A 20,178-nucleotide genomic window follows, 5' to 3' on the forward strand; every position below is an offset into this window, starting at 1 on the left:
TTAAGTAATAGGTATGACCTGCGATTCTACAGAGCCATCGGCAAGCTCTGTAATTAACACATCGCCTGTTTTAATTTGTCCCACCGATTTAACCACTTTTCCTTGTTGTGTTTTAGTGATGCTATAACCGCGCGCTAAAACATTAAGAGGGCTTACCGAGTCCAGCTTACTTGCTTGTAATGCTAGGCTATTATTGGCTTGCTGTAATTGTTGTTGTATAGCTTGGTTTAACCTTGCTTGTAACTGCGACAGTTGATGAGAGGCCTGCGCTAGCTTTTTATCGGGTGATTGACGCATTAAGCGCGGCGTTAAATTATTAAGCGCGCGCTCTTGCTGATATAAACGGTTTCGCATAGCTTGGTGCAGCGCAATGCTCAGCTCATCTAATCGCTGCGCCTTTTGATTTAGCTGATTGCGTGGATGGCACAAGTTAAGACGGTGCTGAAGTTGCGTGGCAAGCGCGCGCTTATCTGCAATATCGTGTTTAAATGCATTGTTTAAACGGTTAATGAGTTGCGTTACTTTGTTGTGTAGCTCTTGCGTGTTAGGGCTTACAAGCTCAGCAGCCGCTGATGGAGTAGCTGCACGAACATCGGCAACATAATCGCTAATGGTTGTGTCTATCTCGTGGCCTACCGCACTTACTATGGGTAATTCACTTTGATAAATAGCGCGCGCAAGTTGTTCGTGGTTAAAACACCATAAATCTTCAAGTGAACCGCCGCCGCGCCCTAAAATAAGTACCTCTACTTCATTACGTGCATTTGCCAGCTTTATTTGATTAATTAAATGTATGTGGGCTTCTTTACCTTGCACCATGGCTGGATAAATTATGACTTCTAATTGCGGCGCACGGCGTTTAAGTACAGTTAAAATATCTTTTATTGCAGCGCCGGTAGCAGAGGTAACCACACCGATACGGTTTATATTTTGTGGCAGAGGTTTTTTGTAGGCAGAGCTAAATAACCCCTCGGCGGCTAAGCGCATTTTCAATGCATCAAACTCTTGCTTAAGCTGACCTTCTCCAGCGGGCTCCATATGTTCAACAATAAGTTGGTAATCACCTCTAGGTTCATAAAGTGATACTCGTGCTTTTACGGTGACTTGTGCGCCATTGGCTGGGCGGTAGCTTTGGTTGCGATTATTCCCTCGCCACATAGCAGCCTTAATTTGCGCTTTATCGTCTTTTAACGAAAAATACCAATGCCCAGACGCAGGGGTAATAAAATTAGAAATTTCACCAGTGAGCACTAAAGATGCAAAGCCTTGCTCAAGCACTGTACGAATTTCTCTGTTAAGGCGCGAAACGGTGTAAACCGTCTGCGAAGGCTTTGAAAACATAAAAAACAACCTAAAACTATTTATGAGACAAGTTTATCATAAATATTTGCGAAATATTATTTACGAATGCCAACAACGCTGTTAAAATTTGGCCGCAATTCCTTATCTTAGATCCACATGTGAGAAGTTGCCAAAATGCTTAGAATTGCTAAAGAAGCTCTTACCTTTGATGACGTACTTTTAGTACCTGGTCATTCTACTGTTTTGCCACACACGGCAAATATTTCAACTCGCTTAACGCGTGGTATCAAACTTAACTTGCCGCTTATTTCAGCATCTATGGATACTGTTACAGAAGCACGTTTAGCTATTGCCCTTGCGCAGGAAGGCGGTCTTGGTTTTATCCACAAAAACATGACCATCGCAGAACAAGCGAAAAATGTTCGTAAAGTTAAAACCTACGAAGCGGGTATTGTATCTTACCCTGTAACAGTAACTGCAGATTTAACTATTGCAGACGCTGTTGAGCTTTCTCAGGAAAAGGGTTTTTCAGGCTTTCCTGTTACCGATAGCAACAATGTACTTGTTGGTATTGTAACAAGCCGTGACATGCGTTTTGAAACTAAGCTAGAGCAGCCAGTTTCTACTGTTATGACTAAAAAAGAAAAGCTTGTAACTGTTAAAGAGGGTGCCTCTCGCGAAGAGATTTTAGGTTTAATGCATGAACACCGCATTGAAAAAATCTTAGTCGTAGACGATGCGTTTAAACTCAAAGGCATGATCACCGTTAAAGATTACCAAAAAGCACAAGATAAACCAGATGCATGTAAAGATGACCAAGGTCGTTTACGTGTAGGTGCTGCGGTTGGTGTTGGCGCAGGCACTGATGAGCGTATTGCTGCATTAGTTGAAGCGGGTGTTGATGTTTTACTTATCGATACTTCTCATGGTCACTCTCAAGGTGTTATTGACCGTGTATCGCAAACTCGCCAAGCATACCCTGATTTACAAATTATTGCGGGTAATGTAGCGACAGCAGAAGGTGCTATTGCCCTTGCAGATGCAGGCGTTGATGCAGTAAAAGTAGGTATCGGCCCTGGTTCAATTTGTACTACACGTATTGTAACGGGTTGTGGTGTTCCACAAATTACTGCTATTTCTGATGCGGTTGAAGGCCTAAAGGGGCGCGACATTCCAGTAATTGCTGATGGTGGTATTCGTTTTTCTGGCGATATAGTTAAAGCCCTTGTTGCGGGTGCATCATGTGTGATGGTTGGCTCAATGCTTGCGGGTACTGAAGAAGCGCCTGGCGAAGTTGAGTTATATCAAGGTCGTTACTACAAATCATACCGTGGTATGGGTAGCTTAGGTGCGATGGATCAAAAAGAAGGTTCATCAGATCGTTACTTCCAAAAATCTAACCAAGCAGACAAGTTAGTACCAGAAGGTATTGAAGGTCGCGTAGCTTACAAAGGGCCTATTGCAACGATTATTCATCAGCAAGTAGGCGGTCTTCGTAGTGCAATGGGTTTAACCGGTTGTGCAACTATTGAAGAGCTTAATACAAAACCTCAGTTTGTACGTGTTACATCTGCTGGTATGGGTGAGTCGCACGTACATGATGTGCAAATTACCAAAGAAGCACCAAATTACCGCTTAGGCTAAGCGCGTAATTAACAATTTATTGGGCTTGCTTTGCAAGCCCTCTTTTTAGTCGTTTACATTAACAAACGGCATTTAGCATCTACTTTACGAGATACTCCATGAGCAAAGATATTCACGATTCACGAATTCTCATTTTAGACTTTGGTTCACAATACACTCAGCTAATTGCGCGTCGTATACGCGAAATTGGTGTTTATTGTGAGCTGTGGGCATGGGATGTGACTGAAGAGCAAATCCGCGAGTTTAACCCACAAGGTATCATTCTTTCTGGTGGCCCAGAATCAACAACACTTGAAAACAGCCCGCGCGCTCCTGAGTATGTGTTTAATGCAGGCGTTCCTGTATTAGGCATTTGTTACGGCATGCAAACAATGGCCGCTCAACTTGGCGGTAGCGTTCACAGCTCTGATAAAAAAGAGTTTGGTTACGCGCAAGTTGAAAAGGTAGGCAATTGTGCATTGTTTGATGCAATTGAAGATCATATTACCGATGGCGGCAACGGCGTTTTAGACGTATGGATGAGTCACGGCGATAAAGTTATGGAAGTACCAGCAAGCTTTAGCACAACAGCTAAAACACCAACGTGTCCGCATGCTGCTATGTCTAACGAAGAAAAGCGTTTTTACGGCGTACAGTTTCACCCAGAAGTAACTCACACTCACCAAGGGCAACGCTTACTTGAACGTTTTGCTATTGATATTTGTGGTTGTGAAAAACTGTGGACTCCTGCAAAAATTATTGATGATGCCATTGAGCGTATTAAAGACACAGTTGGCGATGATGAAGTTATTTTAGGCCTATCAGGTGGTGTTGATTCATCGGTTGTGGCTATGCTTATTCACCGCGCAATTGGCGATAGATTAACATGTGTATTTGTTGATAACGGTTTACTTCGTTTAAACGAAGGTCAGCAAGTAATGGACATGTTTGGTAATAAGTTTGGTCTAAACATTGTTAAGGTTGATGCTGAGGATCAGTTTTTAAATGACTTAGCAGGAAAATCAGACCCAGAAGATAAACGAAAAGCTATTGGCCACACGTTTATTAATGTATTTGATGAGCAATCTAAAAAGCTTAAAAACGCTAAATGGTTAGGCCAAGGTACTATTTACCCAGACGTTATTGAGTCAGCAGCATCTGCTACAGGTAAAGCACACGTTATCAAATCTCACCACAATGTGGGCGGATTACCAGATGACATGAAAATGGGTCTAGTTGAGCCACTTCGTGAGTTATTTAAAGATGAAGTACGTAAAATTGGTTTAGAGCTAGGTTTACCTTACGACATGCTTTACCGCCACCCATTCCCTGGTCCTGGTTTAGGTGTGCGTGTACTTGGTGAAATTAAAAAAGAGTACTGTGATTTACTTCGCCGTGCTGATGCTATTTTCATTGAAGAACTACACAAAGCTGATCTTTACCATAAAGTAAGCCAAGCGTTTACTGTGTTCTTACCTGTTAAATCGGTAGGGGTTATGGGTGATGCACGTAAATACGATTGGGTTGTTTCACTTCGTTGTGTTGAAACTATCGACTTTATGACGGCGCGTTGGTCACATTTACCCTATGAGTTTTTAGGCGTGGTATCTAACCGTATCATTAACGAAATTGATGGTATTTCACGTGTAGTTTACGATATTTCTGGTAAGCCACCAGCCACAATTGAGTGGGAATAATACCAAATAAGTAAGCTTACTCTGCTGAGCTTATTATCGCGCATTAAAAAGCCCGTTTTTTAAACGGGCTTTTTTACGCGCTAATTTTAGTTCTTAGCTTTTAATTTTTAATGTTTAGTTTTTGGCTCTAACTCAGTTAGTAGGCCTTTTACAAGGCTTACGCTGCCAAGCAGTAAAATAAACGTAAAAGGGAGCGCGGCAATAATAGTTATATACTGCAGTGCCTGAATAGACTCAGTACCGCCAATCCACAGCATTAGCATTGCAATTATGCCGGCAATGTTAGCCCATACTAGCTTTTGCTTTATTGGTACTTCAAGCTTCCCGCCTGATGTGAGGCTATCAATTACTATAGAGCCAGAATCAAGTGTGGTTACAAAAAATATAATTATTAATGCCACAGCTAAAAGTGAAAGCGCGGTACCAAAAGAGTACGCATCAAGCATATAAAACAAGCTAAGTGACACATCGGTAATCCCTTTATCGGCGCCCAGTACGCCAATTTCATTTATGACTTGATCAATAGCTACACCGCCAAACACCGACATCCACGCAGTGGTAACTAAAGTGGGGATAAGAAGTACATATACTAAAAATTCGCGTATGGTGCGCCCTTTAGAAATGCGCGCTACAAACATACCAAAACATGGTGCATAAGCCACCCACCAAGCCCAATAGAACACAGTCCAGCCGTGAAGCCACTGCGTATCTTCTCGACCGGTGCTAGAACTCAGCGGAATAATATTTTTAACATAACCTATTACTGCTGTGTAGGCCGAATCAAGTACAGTAGTAAAGTTTAAAACAAAAACAAGTGCCAAAAACACAATAGCAATGCCCATATTTATATTACTGAGCAATTTAACGCCGCCATCCATACCACGCACAATAGATAAAATAGCTAGGCCCATTATTAGTAAAATAATACCTTGTTGTAATAATAATGAATTTTCGAACCCTAACACATGGCTTATGCCACTAGCAGCTTGCGAGCCTCCTAGGCCTAGCGATGTAGCAAGACCAAAAAGAGTTACTAATACGGCCATTACATCTATAACATCACCGAGCTTGCCCCATACTCTATCGCCAAAAAGAGGGTAAAACACTGAGCGCATAGAAAGCGGTAAACCTTTGTTATAAACAAAGTACGCTAGGCATAATGCGGTCATGCCATAAATAGCCCATGCATGCAGACCCCAGTGAAATACCGTTGCACCTAAGGCCATTTCTCGCCCTTGTTCAGTAAAAGGCTCTGCGTTAAGCGGTGTACCAAACCAGTTAGTATAAAATGCGGTAGGTTCGGCCACGCCCCAAAAAATAAGCCCAATACCCATACCTGCCGCAAACAACATAGATATCCAAGAAAGGGTAGAGTAATCCGTTGTTGCTTTATCGCCACCTAACCTAATTTTACCAAGCGGTGAGGCCGCTATACCTATAGCAAATAGTAAAAGTATGTTTGCGCCCCACATAAATACGTAGTCAAAATTTGTTAGAGCTGCATTTTTTATGGTGTTAATAGCGTCTTTTGCTTCGCTAGGTGAAAGGGCAAGTAGAGTAATAATAAAAAGTAAAGATAATCCAACAGAAACAGAAAACACATTACTATGTATATCCATGCCCCATTTACTAACGTTATCTTGGCCTACTTGGTAATCGGTTGAGTCGATACTGTATTTTTTTGATTTAAACTTCATATAAGATGGCGTGACTACAGGCAAAAGCCAATAGTAAAGCTCCTCCATATTTGCATTGTGTATGATCCACGTAAATAAGATACATGATGAAATATGTAATTAGGTGATAAGGCGCGGATCCTCTAAGACAAAAAGTGTATCATAATTGATGCCAATGTTATTGATTTGTTTATGTGTTTAGCTCTGGCGCATTCTATGACTTGCAAAAATAAAAATGTGGTTGTTTTATGTTCTGTTTTTATTTTTATATTACTTATCACAACAAGTACGTAAAAATAATTGCAGTATAACGAGTTACTTTAATCTCAACATTACGTAATTTAAAGTGGCTACAAATAGCTAATTAGCATGCTATTTCATCGTTTTGTATGTTTTAAAAGCAGTTAAACTAAAAAAGTGATTTTTTACTTTACCTTTTCTCAAAGGTCTCTATAATTCGTCGACATTGCAGGGGCGTAGTTCCAATTGGTAGAACAGCGGTCTCCAAAACCGACGGTTGGGAGTTCGAATCTCTCCGCCCCTGCCATTTCTTCTTTACATCGTTTTTATTACTTCATATATTGTTCAAGTGTTTAATCTACTGAGTTGTTATGCATCCACGTTACGCAGCTATTTTTGGTATAGAAAACCTCGAACTAAATCAGCATTATCGTCCAAAAAATACTAATTCTTCGTCAGCGCCTATACAAAGCACTGAGGCTGAGCCTTTAACACTTAATAAGCAGTTATTTACTGATATAAAGCTAAGTGTTCAACCTATGGTCATTAATAGTGTTTTAAAAGGCAGTGAAATGCAGTTAACCGATGATAAGCTTATATTGCCAACCCAACAGCTCAGTGCAAATGATAAACGCGCTTTATGGGCTTTAATGAGTAAACACCTTGATAACCTTTAAAGAAGTAGATGAAAGCGCTATTGAGCAATTAATGGCAATTGAGACAGCATGCCATAGCCACCCTTGGACACTTAAAATAATGAGTTCATGTATGGGGGGGCGTTACTTTAACTTAGCGGCGTTTAATAAAAACACGTTAGTGGGTTTTTATATTGGTGAAAAAGCGGGGCCTGATTTTACACTTATGGATATTTGTGTAACGCCAAGCGAGCAAGGTAAGGGCATTGCTAAGCAGTTGCTTCGTCAGTTTATTGAATATGGCGAACAGCAAAACGCAGAAAACTTATTTTTAGAAGTCAGAGAGTCAAATACTCGCGCAATTGCCTTATACGAGCGTGCTGGCTTTATAGAAATGTCGGTGCGTAAGAACTATTACCCAAGTGATAACCCTGCTAAAAATGGTTTTGAAGATGCTATTTTAATGGGTATGGCTTTGAGCTTAGGTTTTTCGTAGCTAACAACGCTTCTCAAACCTATTTAACTTACTTTATCTTGTATAGCTTGCTCAATAGCGTTTATTAAATCACTTACTAACTCATCTCTGGGTACTTTATTATTACTTTTTAGGTTTTCTTCAAGTGCAGCTGCACTGTGATAAATTTCGTCAAAGTTAAAACACCCTGAACTACCTTTTATACTATGCGCTATTGTTCTTAATGCTTCCCAATCATCTGTGTATTGTAAAGCTTTAACCTCTTCAAGATGAGCGGGTAAATTAGCTAAGTAGTTGTCAGCAATCTGCTGAAATTTCTCACTTTTTAATAAGCTATCCCATTTATTTTGATTATCTTTTTCAAGATTTAGGTAACTTGCTAGTACGTTTTCTAGGGCGTCTTTGTCTATAGGTTTAGCAAGTGCTTTATCGCAACCAGCCTCTAGGTAAGTGCCTATGTCATGGTTCATTACATTAGCTGTAAGTGCAATAATAGGGCCGTCGTAAGCAGCATGGCGCAGCATCTTAGTGGCTTCTAAACCGCCCATTACCGGCATTTGCATGTCCATAATAATAAGCTGGTAGTCGTTAACTAGAGCCATTTCTACCGCTTGAGCTCCATTATTAGCTATATCGGGCTCAAGGCCCCAAGTTTGTAGTAGCAGTTTAATTAATAATTGGTTATCTGGGTTATCTTCCGCAACTAAAATATTGGCGTCAAAGCTGTTTGTAGCAAACGATAAAAACGGGTCTTTTTCTGGCACTAGTTGGCTTTGTTGAGTTAAAAACTCAAGCATTGGTTGATCGTCAGAGAGTTTACATGCCACGGTGATTGTAAAGCGGCTACCAACGCCCACCTCGCTTTCAAGCGTTACATCGCCGCCAAGTAGCTGCGCTAAGTTTTTAGAAATACATAAGCCTAACCCAGTGCCGCCAAATCGACGGGTCGTCGTGGCATCAGCTTGTTCAAACGGTTTAAATACTCGCTCTATTTGATGCTCAGACATACCAATACCGGTGTCGTTAATTACAAACTCAAGCTTTTGGCTAGCTTCTAAATAGTGCACACAAATAGATACGTTACCTTGCTCGGTAAATTTAACCGCGTTATTAGCAATGTTTATAAGTATTTGCTTTAAGCGAGTTACATCGCTGTAAATGGTACGTGGAAGTGGCAGATCGTATTTTACGTTTAGCGTTAGTTGTTTTTCTTGTGCTAAAGGCTCAATTATCGATTCAATGTCGTGCACTAGCTGCACTACATTTAATGCCGACTGATCAACAGCGAGCTTTTCAGCTTCAATTTTAGATAAATCAAGTATGTTATTTATAAGCTCTAATAGATGTTTTGAGTTTCGTAAAATAGTACTTAAATGCTGTTTATCGTTAGCTACTTTATCGTTATGTAATAGCTGCTCTGTAAAGCCCATAATAGCCGTAAGCGGAGTGCGTATTTCATGACTCATATTCGCTAAAAAGCGACTTTTAAGTTGGTTTGCTTGTTCGGCTTGCCCAATAGCAAGCTCTAATTGACTATTCATTGCCTCAAGCGCTTTAGTACGGCTTTCTACCTTGTCTTCAAGATGATGTTTATATTCTTCAAGCTGCTGCTGGTAATGCCTAATTTGATTAACCATGTGGTTAAAGTCGTTAAACAATACGCCTACTTCATCGTTGGTATGAGCAGGTAAATGCACTGATAAATCACCGTCACCTACGCGGTGGCTGGCAGCACCTAATAGCTCAATAGGGTTAAGTAATAAGTTACGCACTACTACAAAAATTAAAATAGGTAGGGTAATCACCGATATAATAACGATTAAGCCGGTAATAAGGCTTATGGCTTTACCCGATTGATAAAGTACGCCTTTAGGAATAGTAGAAACATAATAATAACCACCGGGCATTTGCACGGCAAAAATCATTCGCTCAATTTTATCAATGCTTGAAAGCTCAATAGTCGAAAGCATACCTATATCTGCCAAACTATGTACCTGTTCAAGCTCGTACTCACTAATATATTGGCCGCGCATGTTGTAGTCAGAGCTAAATAAAATCTTACCGTCTTTAGTCAACATTAAATTAAGGGTGTTGTTATATGGGGCTTCTAAAATACTGGTATTAAGTATTGAAGGCTCTACATGTATAACAATAAAACCAAGTTGTTGTGGGCGTTTTAAATAGTAATCAACACTATAAATTCGCTGTATAAAGTACAAACTTGTGGTGCCATCGTCCTTTTGAATCATAAACTGCTGCTTACTTAAATTACTTTGCAGCACTTTATTAAAAAAAGGGTAACTTTTAGGCGCAGTGGTTAGGTTATTAGAGTAATACGCATCACTTCTGCCACTGGCAGAGACCAAATTAATACTAATAATGTCAGGATAGGCTTCGCTGTAGCTGGCAAATACATCCATTAAAGCGCCAAGTCTGCGGGTATGATCGCCGTTAGCTCTAATATCATTTGTTAAAAAATCACTAAGTACTGGCGAGGTAGAAAGTAGCTTCGCTGTCGAGTGAAAAGAGTCAATGTAGTTAAATATTTTTTGCTGTTGCTGTTCAACAAAACGGCTCATTATTAAATCAGCTTGTTTTTGTGTTGAATTAGTTACATTGGTGAGCGTAAAGCCACCTAAAAAGAGCAAAGGTAAAATAACTAAAGGTGTTATATACCACAATAACCTGATACTTAACTTACTGGTTTTCATGACCAAACTACTTATCCTCCGTGCAATCTATCAATAATATGCGTTACGACTTTATTACACAAGCTTATAGCTGTCTTGATGGCTGAAATATAATCAGCTATAAAAGTTGGTTGCTTAATATATGGACTGTTTTATTTGTCGTAACATACTGAAAGTAAGTTATTAAATTAAAAACCCATAGCCAGCATTAGCTCAAATATTAATTAAAAAATGTTTAAATTATTACCTTTCACTTATTTTTAATCGTTCTCAAGTTGAATTAGCCATATCGGTTTCTTACAAAGCCAAGATATTTTTAAGTTAGATAGCACACTTTTATACCGACTCCTGTTACAATTGCCACTATTAAAAAATTAGCTATATGGCGTTAATTGTTGTCAATTTATTCATATTAAATTGCTCAAAGCCCAGTTAATAACGATCAACTTAACGGGTTGCCTTGCATACACCTAATGTTATGCATGTAACTTGGCATCAAACTAAAAGAACTTATTAATGGCAGACCAGAATATTATCAACGAAATTAGCAAGCGAAGGACTTTTGCAATCATATCGCATCCGGATGCTGGTAAAACCACCATCACCGAAAAAGTACTTTTGTTCGGACAAGCGATTCAAAAAGCCGGAACGGTAAAAGGCCGTGGCTCTAATCAGCATGCAAAGTCTGACTGGATGGAAATGGAAAAGGAGCGTGGTATATCGGTTACTACCTCTGTAATGCAATTTCCGTATAACAAAGCGCTGGTTAATTTACTTGATACCCCTGGACACGAAGACTTCTCAGAAGATACTTATCGTACTCTTACCGCAGTAGATTCGTGCTTAATGGTTATTGATGCCGCAAAAGGTGTAGAAGAACGTACTCGTAAACTTATGGAAGTTACGCGCCTACGTACTACCCCTATTGTTACCTTTATGAATAAGTGTGACCGTGATATTCGTGACCCAATGGAGCTACTCGATGAAGTAGAAACAGAGCTAAACATTGCCTGTGCGCCTATTACGTGGCCAATTGGTTGTGGTAAAGAGTTTAAAGGTGTTTACCACATTCATAACGACGAAGCGGTTTTATACAAAACAGGCCAAGGTCATACTATTCAAGAAGTACGTACTGTAAAAGGCCTTGATAACCCAGAGCTTGATACCGCCATTGGTGAAGAACTAGCTGAGCAACTACGTGAAGAGCTTGAACTTGTAATTGGTGCTTCAAACGAGTTTGATCTTGAACTATTTTTAGCGGGTGAACTTTCGCCAGTGTACTTTGGTACCGCCCTTGGTAACTTTGGTGTTGACCACGTACTTGATGGTTTAACGCAGTGGGCGCCTACGCCATTACCACGTGAAACAGAAGACCGCCAAGTAGTTGCATCAGAAGAAAACTTTACTGGTTTTGTATTTAAAATACAGGCCAACATGGACCCTAAACACCGTGACCGTATTGCCTTTATGCGTATTGTGTCGGGTAAATACAGCCAAGGCATGAAAATGAACCATGTACGCCTTGGTAAACAGGTAAGTATTTCTGATGCGGTGACGTTTATGGCGGGCGATCGTGAGCGTGCAGCAGATGCATTCGCAGGTGACATTATAGGCCTACATAACCACGGTACCATTCAAATTGGTGATACCTTTACGCAAGGCGAAAAGCTTAAGTTTAGCGGTATTCCTAACTTTGCGCCTGAGCTGTTTCGTCGTATTCGTTTGCGCGATCCGCTTAAACAAAAGCAGTTATTAAAAGGTCTAGTACAACTTTCTGAAGAAGGTGCAGTACAAGTATTTAGACCGCTTATTAATAACGACTTAATTGTAGGCGCGGTAGGTGTACTACAGTTTGACGTGGTGGTAGCGCGTTTAAAAGCTGAGTACAACGTAGATGCTATTTACGAAGGTGTAAACGTCAATACAGCGCGCTGGGTAAGCAGTGATGACGTTAAAAAGTTTGAAGAGTTTAAACGTAAGTGCGAGAGCAACTTAGCACTTGATGGTGGCGATAATTTAACTTACATAGCACCGAGCCGTGTAAACCTTAATTTATCAACAGAGCGTTACCCAGAAGTAACCTTTAACCATACGCGCGAAAACTAGAATCAACTGACTACAGTTAACTGAAAGCCTGCTAAGGCGGGCTTACAAAGGTAAATAATATAATGAACATTCGTACTATTTTAGTAGAAAAAGCCATTGCAGCTATGACCGCAGCAGGCCTACCTGAAGATACAAACCCAGCGGTTACACAAAGCACACGCCCACAGTTTGGTGATTACCAAATTAATGGTGCAATGGGCGCCGCTAAAAAAATGAAAAGTAATCCACGTGAGCTTGCGCAAAAAATTATTGATCAGCTAGATGTAAGCGACATTGCTGAAAAAACTGAAATTGCTGGCCCTGGTTTTATTAATATTCATTTAAAGCCTGAGTTTTTAGCCAAAAGCGTAGAAGCGGCTAACAGCGATGCAAAGCTTGCCGTAAACGAGCACACTAAGCCACAAACTGTCGTGGTAGATTACTCATCGCCTAACCTTGCAAAAGAAATGCACGTAGGTCATTTACGCTCAACCATTATTGGTGATGCCATTGTACGCGCCCTTGAATTTAGAGGCGATAAAGTAATTCGTCAAAACCACATGGGCGATTGGGGCACACAATTTGGTATGCTGATTGCGCATTTAGAAGATCAAATTAGCCAAGGCGTAGACTTAGAGTCGGTAGCGCTTGCTGATTTAGAAACGTTTTACCGCGACGCTAAAAAACGCTTTGACGATGAAGAAGGTTTTGCAGATAAAGCCCGTGATTACGTCGTTAAACTACAAGGCGGCGATGCGCACTGTGAAAAACTATGGAAGCTATTTATAGCAACCTCTGTTAAGCACTCTGAAGAAGTTTACAAACGCCTAAATGTAACGCTTACTCAAGCTGATATTATGGCTGAAAGTGCTTACAACGCAGAGCTTAACGATATTATTAGCTTATTAAAAGATAAAAACATTGCTGTAGAGTCGCAAGGCGCACAAGTAGTATTTTTAGATGAGCTTGCAAATAAAGACGGTGAGCCATCTGCGTTTATCGTGCAAAAGTCAGGCGGTGGCTTTTTATATGCAACCACTGATTTAGCCGCGTGTGATTACCGCTCAAATAAATTGGGTGCTGAACGTATTTTAATATTTGTTGATGCACGCCAGAGCCTTCACTTTAACCAAGTAGAGCTTACAGCTCGTAAAGCAGGCCTTTTACGCGATGAAACAAGCTACGAGTTTTGCCCGTTTGGCACCATGATGGGCGCTGATGGTAAACCATTTAAAACCCGTACAGGTGGCACTGTTAAACTTGCTGATTTACTTGAAGAGTCAATTAGCCGTGCAGCAGCAAAATTAGCAGAGCGTGAATCTGACTTATCGGATCATGATCGCAGCGAAATTGCTCGTAAAGTAGGTATTGGTGCAGTTAAATATGCTGATCTTTCTAAGCACCGTACCAGCGATTACATATTCAACTGGGACAGCATGCTAAGCTTTGAAGGCGCTACAGCACCTTACTTACAATATGCTTATACTCGCGTGCGTAGTATTTTCCGTAAATCTGGTGTCGATGCCGCTACGCTAAATGCTGATGTAGCCATAGCTGAGCCGCAAGAAAAAGCACTCGCACTTAAACTGCTACAGCTTGAAGAAGTGCTTGATTTAATGATCAATGAGGCCACTCCGCACGTATTATGTGGTTACTTATACGAGCTAGCTAGCTTATACATGACATTCTACGAAGCCTGCCCAGTACTTAAAGAAGGCGTAGAGCCAAACGTACGTGACAGCCGTTTAGTGCTGTGTAATTTAGTGGCGGATACGCTAAAAACTGGATTGGATTTGCTTGGCATTGAAGTCATGGAGCAAATGTAATCACCGTCGTATTTTAACCTAATACTGCGTTATCCACCCCGACTTACCCTAATCACATACAAATCGTATGCTCATAGGGATAAGTAGGGGTGAATGCCTTGTCTTAGGCTAAACTACTTAGGTGAACCTTCTGTTTCGTGTAGTTCGCTTTAGCTGCGTTGGTAAAACTTTTTAGCTTAAGTCACATACAAACCGTATGCTCCTTGGCATAAATAGTTTACCGCCTTGCTAGCACTCCTACACTTGCAGATGATTTTAGGCTTTACTTGACGAACTTTTGTAAGTTAATCATTTTATAGCTGATAGCTGATAGCTGATAGCTGATAGCTGATAGCTGATAGCACCGTAGGTTGGGTTGAGTGAAACGAAACCCAACATTAACCAAGCACTAACCCAAAATATAAAATTGTTCTTATTACTGATTACTATTGATTGCCTGACCTTAACTTACCCACATACGCTTTAATAAACAGAGAAGGATTTGTTTATGAAACTCGAAGATATCCGTCGTGAATACCTGCAAGACGCGCTAAGCGAAGATAACTTGCAAGATGATCCATTCAAACAATTTGAAACGTGGCTTGAGCATGCTGTGGGCAGTAATGTGCCTGATCCAACGGCAATGGTTGTGGCAACGGTTGATGAAACTGGGCAGCCTTCACAGCGTATTGTATTGTTAAAACATTTAGATGATAACGGGTTTGTATTTTTTACTAATACGGGCTCTCGTAAAGCACAAGAGCTAAAAGGTAATAATAAAATATCGCTGCATTTTCCGTGGCACCATATGGAGCGCCAAGTAATTGTGTACGGCGAGGCTAAACCGTTGCCTACATCTGCCGTGGCAAAATACTTTTTATCACGCCCTAAAGAAAGCCAATTAGCGGCCTGGGCTTCAGCGCAAAGTAGGCCCGTGTCGTCGCGAAAAGTGCTTATGGAAACCTTTGCTAATATGAAGAGCAAGTTTGCCAAAGGTGAAATCCCATTGCCTGACTTTTGGGGCGGCTATTGCGTAGTGCCCACTAAAATAGAGTTTTGGCAAGGTGGCGCACACCGTTTACATGACCGCTTTATGTACCAGCGCCAGGATGATAATAGCTGGCAAGTTACACGTTTAAACCCTTAAACGGTTTACGCTGTGAAGTTTATAGACTCCCACTGCCACCTTGATTTTAATGAGTTTGACGCAGAGCGTGAATCACTTATAAAAGCATGTGTGGCAAAGGGCGTTGAGCGCTTTATAGTGCCAGGCATTAGCTTGGTGCAATCTAAACAGTTAATTGAGTTTAAAAGCAAATACCCACAAGTGCATATAGCTGCAGGGCTCCACCCTTACTTTTTAGATGCTCATAAAGAACTTCACTTAGCGCAGCTTTTTGATTTTGCAAAAGCAAATATTAACCAGCTGGTGGCAATTGGTGAGTGTGGGCTCGATAGAAGTATTGGAAACCTTGAAAAGCAAACGCGGTTATTTGAGAAACAAATTACCCTTGCTAATGAGCTGAATTTACCGCTTATTGTCCACCATCGGCAAAGCCATGATTTAATTGCGCAATCGTTTAAACGCTGCAAGCCAAAATGTGGTGGTGTAATACATGCGTTTTCGGGGTCACTACAGCAAGCGCACTATTATATTAAACAGGGCTTTAAATTAGGTGTAGGTGGGGTTATAACTTATGAGCGAGCAGCAAAAACTCGTAATGTAATTGCTCAAATTGAGCCACAACATTTAGTGCTCGAAACTGATTCGCCCTCAATGCCACTGAGCGGTCATCAGGGGGAAATTAATACGCCGCTACACATTCCAAATGTGTTCAACGTATTATGTAGTTTAAAACAAAGTAGTGATAAAGAGGCGCTTGCTAAAGCGCTTTATGACTCTTGCTTAGAAGTTTTTTGCATATAACGACTCACCTGCCAGCGTTTTAAACCGCGTCCTAATTGCCATGTAAAAATACATGCAATAACTAGCATTAATAAAACTTGCCTACCTAAATCATGAAAATGATTGTGGCTGTCTGATATAGCTGCACGCGTTAAATACGTTACCGACACAAAACCAATAGGGCGATCATCATCGCTTATTACGGGTTCCATAAAAGGTGTTTTTAGCTTGCTAATTCCTGGGGTGGAGTCAGGTAGTTGACCAAAAATATGGTGTGATTGCCAATTATCGCTACTGGCTATCAAAATACCTTGTTGATCGTAAATGGTGGCCGAAAGCACAAATTTATCTTTACTTATATCGTTACAAATAGCATTTAGCTGGGGTTTGTTTTTTTCAATAAGCGGGGTTTTAACGTTTAAAGCCATAAACTTAGTTAAGCTTTGTGCTGTGTTGTCGGCGCTGTCATATAATAACTGATGACTCTGAAAACTACTATTAACACCTACCCAGCTTAATAATACAAAACAGCCAGCCGCAAGTATTAAGCGTACGAGGCGTTTTCTTTGAGATGCGGATATAGGGTTTTTAATATGGTTATTTTTCATAGTCACCGTATATGCTACTGACAGCATTTTGATTTGATGTTACAACTACACTAACTATAACCTTAAACCCCACCTGATGGCGAATTTAGCGTTAATATTAGTTATTCAAGAAATGCCAAAAGTCAGGAAAATAAAAATAAACACGGAGACTCCATGTCGCAAACGAGCATGGCACAGCCAGCTGCTGAGCAGCCATTACAACTCTTAACTTTAAATAAGTGGTTTACTTACAGTAGTGGCAATTTTATACCGGTTAATGATATTCCAGATAAAAAGTTAGGGTTATTTAGCATTGCATTTGCGGGTGATTTCGAACACATCCATGTAACACAAATTATTGAGTTTTTAGCTAAATATAATCAAACAGTAACGGCTGTATGTCAGTATCAACCAGATTTAGGCTTAGCGCCTGCGTTGTGTTTTTATGCACAAAATGCAGAGCAAGCAATAAACCCGTTAGCGCTTCAAGAGTTTTCAAGCTCGCTTGATTGCCAACTAGTGCAAGTAGCCACGCCTCCTAACTTATACGAGCCTGGTTTGCTTGTTATGGATATGGACTCAACGGCTATTACTATTGAATGTATTGATGAAATAGCGCGTTTAGCCAATGTTTATGATGAAGTTGCGTCGGTAACAGCGCTCGCCATGGATGGCAAGCTTGATTTCAGCGAAAGTTTAAATCAGCGAGTAGCTAAGCTTGCAGGTATTGAAAAAAGCTTAATTGAGGACCTTAAAAGTGCGCTTCCTTTAATGCCGGGCATTAAAGCGTTGTGTCAAATTTTAAAACAACACCACTGGTATTTAGCTATTGCGTCCGGTGGTTTTGTGCCTTTTGCAGAGCGTGTTCAGGAGCTAATTAATTTAGATGAAGTGCATGCTAATGTGCTGGAATTTAAAGACGACAAGCTAACAGGTAAAGTACTTGGTACTATTGTGGATGCGCAGCAAAAAGCGGTGGTATTAAAGTCACTTCAACAAAAACTAGGCCTTGAAAAAGCACAAACGGTAGCAATTGGGGATGGTGCAAACGATTTAGTCATGATGGCTCAGGCTGGGCTTGGTGTTGCCGTACATGGCAAGCCTAAAGTGGTTGAGCAAGCCCAAGCTGCTATATGCCAAGGTTCGTTATTGCAGTTATTGTATATGCTAGCTATTCCGCTAAATGAAAAGCCAAACGCATAAGTAAAAGGTTAAACCGCTTAGCGTAAGCGGTTTAACCAAATTAACTTACGACGACCCATTTGTTCAACTTGTTCTTGTTTAAGCTCAAGGTGGCTTAAAGCTTCTTCTGTTATATCAACCATATCGCCCACACCAGCAACAGCCCACAAGGCTTCTTCTAAATCTTTTGCTTTATGCATGGCGTATTGGCTTACGTATTTTAGCTCGTTAGATAAGTAGTCGGTATCTGGTCGGCCCGTACGTGAAATATAAAGTCGCATTACAAATATAAGCTCCGACTTAATACCTTTGCTTATTTGCTTATTAAAGCTGGTGTAATCTTCACCTAATACACATTGGCTTACCACTGCATCTTCAATGCTACCCTTGCGCGGGTCAAAGTTAATTGCAAGTGTAAAAGCAAGAGGCGGGTCTTGTCTGCTGCGATCTTTAATATTAGGGGTGATCACATCAACTATTTGCTCTTGCGTTAAAATACTCGATAAGTCGGTTTTATTACTTAATAAGCCAAAGTTTTGTAAAATCACATGCATTGGACTTGCATATAAACCAAAGCCAATAGCACCTGTTTTAAAGTGCGCAGCCTCTTTGTGTAAGTAAAATGGGAATTGGCAAACACTTTTAGTGACCATATTTCTAAGAGCTGTAGAGAGGCCTTCTACTTTTGGTGCCTCTTCAGAAACTTTTAGCTTATCTTTATTCCCTTCTATTAACTGAGTAAAAAAGGTAACACCAGCATGAGGTAAATCAGCTACTCGATTAGCCTTTAAATTAATAGTAGTGAATGACTTACTAATTGCCATTACCTCATACTTTAACTCGCTGAGTTTATGTTTTTTTGTTATTTTTTGCAGCTCAGGAAAGGCTAGAAGTACAACATCACCTTTTTTAAATGTAACGGGCTGTTCGCACTCAAGCTGTAAGCCCATGACTGAAAAATCCCGTGTATATCCATCATATACAGTTTCATTTACTGTAATACTGACTGGTGTTTTATATAAGTAGCGTTTGTGCGAGCGTAAGTTAACGTACTCAAGTGGCACTATGTCTAAATAGGGTGGCGATTTATGCTTAGCATGGCCAAAATGCTTGAGCTGGTTAACGAGTGCTTTGTCGTAAGAGAGCTGTTTGTAATCTTCTTGCTCAGCTTTATTGCCCATGCTTGTAAGTACAACCACGTATTTTACATCTTTAATAAGTCCTTTAACGCGTGGAGAAGGGGGCTTATTTAGTTTTTCAATATTAGAGCCGGCACTATTTGGTAGCGAAAGCGGAATAAAAGAGTCATCAGGGTGGCTTGGCATTATTTGTATTTTAAAACTTTGCCAGCTCTCTTTTTGGCTACCAAAACCTAAAAATAAATCTTTTAACTTAGGGTTGTTGTTTAACTCAGTTCTTGTTGCTGAGTAATAGTAAATCTTACCCGACGATACATGTGTAAACGTGTATAGGTAATCTTCTTTAACTGCTGTTATTTGCGTTAGAAGCTGCGTAACTCGTTGATGATTAAGTACGTTGTATAAACAAGGGACTTTTCTTTCATCGGTAAAGTATCGCTGAATAAAAATATTATTTTCGGTGGTTAAGCTTAAACTTGGGTAGAGCGTTTCGTCTTTTTTGCTTAAAAATACATATAAAGAGGTTACACGAGGAATATAATATTGCTCGTACCCCTTAGAAACTACAGCATCAAGGGTGTTATCCAAATTTACTTTGTAGCGGCGTTTATTTCCGTTTATAAAACTGTCTAAAAAGTCATCAAAAGCTTCGTTTTTTTCTATGTAGGTACGTTTTAAGCGAATGTGGTTATATTCACGAGATATATTTTCAACGGCAACAACTTCATATTGAATCCCGTTTTTTAAGCCTAGCTCAAAATCTTGCTCAAGCCCGACTAAACGCATGGCAAGTAGCTCGCCTTTTTTAATAGAGTAACGAGTACCTAGTTTTATTTTGCAGCCACTTAATGATATATCGGAGGTGCTAGCGGCAATGTTCTTTTTATCTTTATACTCAATAGTTACTTTTATCGAGTAGTTCATACGCTCTTCGCGGCGGCTTTCATACGAGGCGAATTTAATTACCTCAGTACTTAATTTATTCTCAAATTCTTGAAGTTCTGATTGCTCAGCTGCTTGCTTTTGCAAAACGCGGTGGTTATTTTCGGTATTCATAACCGCTTCGTATACAGCTAATGTGTATCCACCATGTTGTTCGAGGGCTTTTTCAAATACTTCAATGGCAGTGTCGTCCA

At 40.3% G+C, this 20,178-nt stretch carries 14 protein-coding genes and 1 tRNA gene; 10 read left to right on the forward strand and 5 right to left on the reverse strand.

What is annotated here, in order from left to right:
- Positions 1-1,341, reverse strand: a complete 1,341-nt coding sequence (gene xseA, locus ALFOR1_RS03925) for an exodeoxyribonuclease VII large subunit (RefSeq protein WP_104642132.1) — start codon at positions 1,339-1,341, stop codon at positions 1-3.
- A gap of 135 nt (positions 1,342-1,476) precedes the next feature.
- On the opposite strand from xseA, the gene guaB reads away from it, so the two are divergent.
- The gene (guaB, locus tag ALFOR1_RS03930; RefSeq protein ID WP_058547183.1) at positions 1,477-2,946 is read left to right on the forward strand and encodes an IMP dehydrogenase; all 1,470 of its coding nucleotides are present in this window, start codon (positions 1,477-1,479) and stop codon (positions 2,944-2,946) included.
- 98 nt (positions 2,947-3,044) lie between these two features.
- Positions 3,045-4,622 carry a glutamine-hydrolyzing GMP synthase gene (gene guaA, locus ALFOR1_RS03935; protein ID WP_104642133.1) on the forward strand — a complete coding sequence of 526 codons (1,578 nt, stop codon included), beginning with the start codon at positions 3,045-3,047 and terminating at the stop codon, positions 4,620-4,622.
- Between the two features lie 107 nt (positions 4,623-4,729).
- Here guaA and ALFOR1_RS03940 read toward each other — a convergent pair whose 3' ends face one another.
- A complete protein-coding gene (locus ALFOR1_RS03940) occupies positions 4,730-6,319 on the reverse strand; it encodes a BCCT family transporter (RefSeq protein ID WP_104643619.1) in 1,590 nt (529 codons plus the stop codon).
- Positions 6,320-6,768: 449 nt separating this feature from the next.
- Here ALFOR1_RS03940 and ALFOR1_RS03945 point away from each other — a divergent pair.
- From ALFOR1_RS03945 to rimI, 3 genes are all read left to right on the forward strand, one after another.
- Positions 6,769-6,845 (forward strand) — tRNA-Trp (locus ALFOR1_RS03945).
- A 64-nt stretch (positions 6,846-6,909) separates the two neighbouring features.
- Complete coding sequence (locus tag ALFOR1_RS03950) at positions 6,910-7,215, forward strand: hypothetical protein (RefSeq protein ID WP_058547185.1); 306 nt, start codon at positions 6,910-6,912, stop codon at positions 7,213-7,215.
- Complete coding sequence (gene rimI, locus ALFOR1_RS03955) at positions 7,202-7,669, forward strand: ribosomal protein S18-alanine N-acetyltransferase (protein WP_104642134.1); 468 nt, start codon at positions 7,202-7,204, stop codon at positions 7,667-7,669. The genes ALFOR1_RS03950 and rimI overlap by 14 nt, the downstream gene beginning before the upstream one ends.
- A 23-nt stretch (positions 7,670-7,692) precedes the next feature.
- On the opposite strand, the gene ALFOR1_RS03960 is transcribed toward rimI, so the two are convergent.
- The gene (locus tag ALFOR1_RS03960) at positions 7,693-10,359 is read right to left on the reverse strand and encodes an ATP-binding protein (protein WP_104642135.1); all 2,667 of its coding nucleotides are present in this window, start codon (positions 10,357-10,359) and stop codon (positions 7,693-7,695) included.
- Positions 10,360-10,854: 495 nt separating this feature from the next.
- On the opposite strand from ALFOR1_RS03960, the gene prfC reads away from it, so the two are divergent.
- From prfC to ALFOR1_RS03980, 4 genes are all read left to right on the forward strand, one after another.
- The gene (gene prfC / locus ALFOR1_RS03965; protein ID WP_058547188.1) at positions 10,855-12,444 is read left to right on the forward strand and encodes a peptide chain release factor 3; all 1,590 of its coding nucleotides are present in this window, start codon (positions 10,855-10,857) and stop codon (positions 12,442-12,444) included.
- 62 nt (positions 12,445-12,506) lie between these two features.
- Positions 12,507-14,249: an arginine--tRNA ligase gene (argS, locus tag ALFOR1_RS03970; RefSeq protein WP_104642136.1), complete on the forward strand. Its 1,743-nt coding sequence runs from the start codon at positions 12,507-12,509 to the stop codon at positions 14,247-14,249.
- A 487-nt stretch (positions 14,250-14,736) separates the two neighbouring features.
- On the forward strand, positions 14,737-15,375 hold the full coding sequence (gene pdxH, locus ALFOR1_RS03975; RefSeq protein ID WP_058547190.1) for a pyridoxamine 5'-phosphate oxidase: 639 nt from the start codon (positions 14,737-14,739) through the stop codon (positions 15,373-15,375).
- A gap of 12 nt (positions 15,376-15,387) precedes the next feature.
- Complete coding sequence (locus ALFOR1_RS03980; protein WP_104642137.1) at positions 15,388-16,155, forward strand: TatD family hydrolase; 768 nt, start codon at positions 15,388-15,390, stop codon at positions 16,153-16,155.
- On the opposite strand, the gene ALFOR1_RS03985 is transcribed toward ALFOR1_RS03980, so the two are convergent.
- Positions 16,122-16,742 carry an AhpA/YtjB family protein gene (locus ALFOR1_RS03985; RefSeq protein WP_104642138.1) on the reverse strand — a complete coding sequence of 207 codons (621 nt, stop codon included), beginning with the start codon at positions 16,740-16,742 and terminating at the stop codon, positions 16,122-16,124. The two genes, ALFOR1_RS03980 and ALFOR1_RS03985, sit on opposite strands and share 34 nt — an antisense overlap.
- A gap of 153 nt (positions 16,743-16,895) precedes the next feature.
- Here ALFOR1_RS03985 and serB point away from each other — a divergent pair, with 153 nt between their 5' ends.
- Positions 16,896-17,924 carry a phosphoserine phosphatase SerB gene (gene serB, locus ALFOR1_RS03990; protein WP_104642139.1) on the forward strand — a complete coding sequence of 343 codons (1,029 nt, stop codon included), beginning with the start codon at positions 16,896-16,898 and terminating at the stop codon, positions 17,922-17,924.
- A 17-nt stretch (positions 17,925-17,941) separates the two neighbouring features.
- On the opposite strand, the gene ALFOR1_RS03995 is transcribed toward serB, so the two are convergent.
- A partial coding sequence (locus ALFOR1_RS03995) for a PilZ domain-containing protein (protein WP_232007044.1) occupies positions 17,942-20,178 on the reverse strand: 2,237 nt, incomplete at its 5' end.

The organism is Pseudoalteromonas carrageenovora IAM 12662, assembly GCF_900239935.1.
In the GTDB taxonomy this organism is placed as follows: Bacteria; Pseudomonadota; Gammaproteobacteria; order Enterobacterales; family Alteromonadaceae; genus Pseudoalteromonas; species Pseudoalteromonas carrageenovora.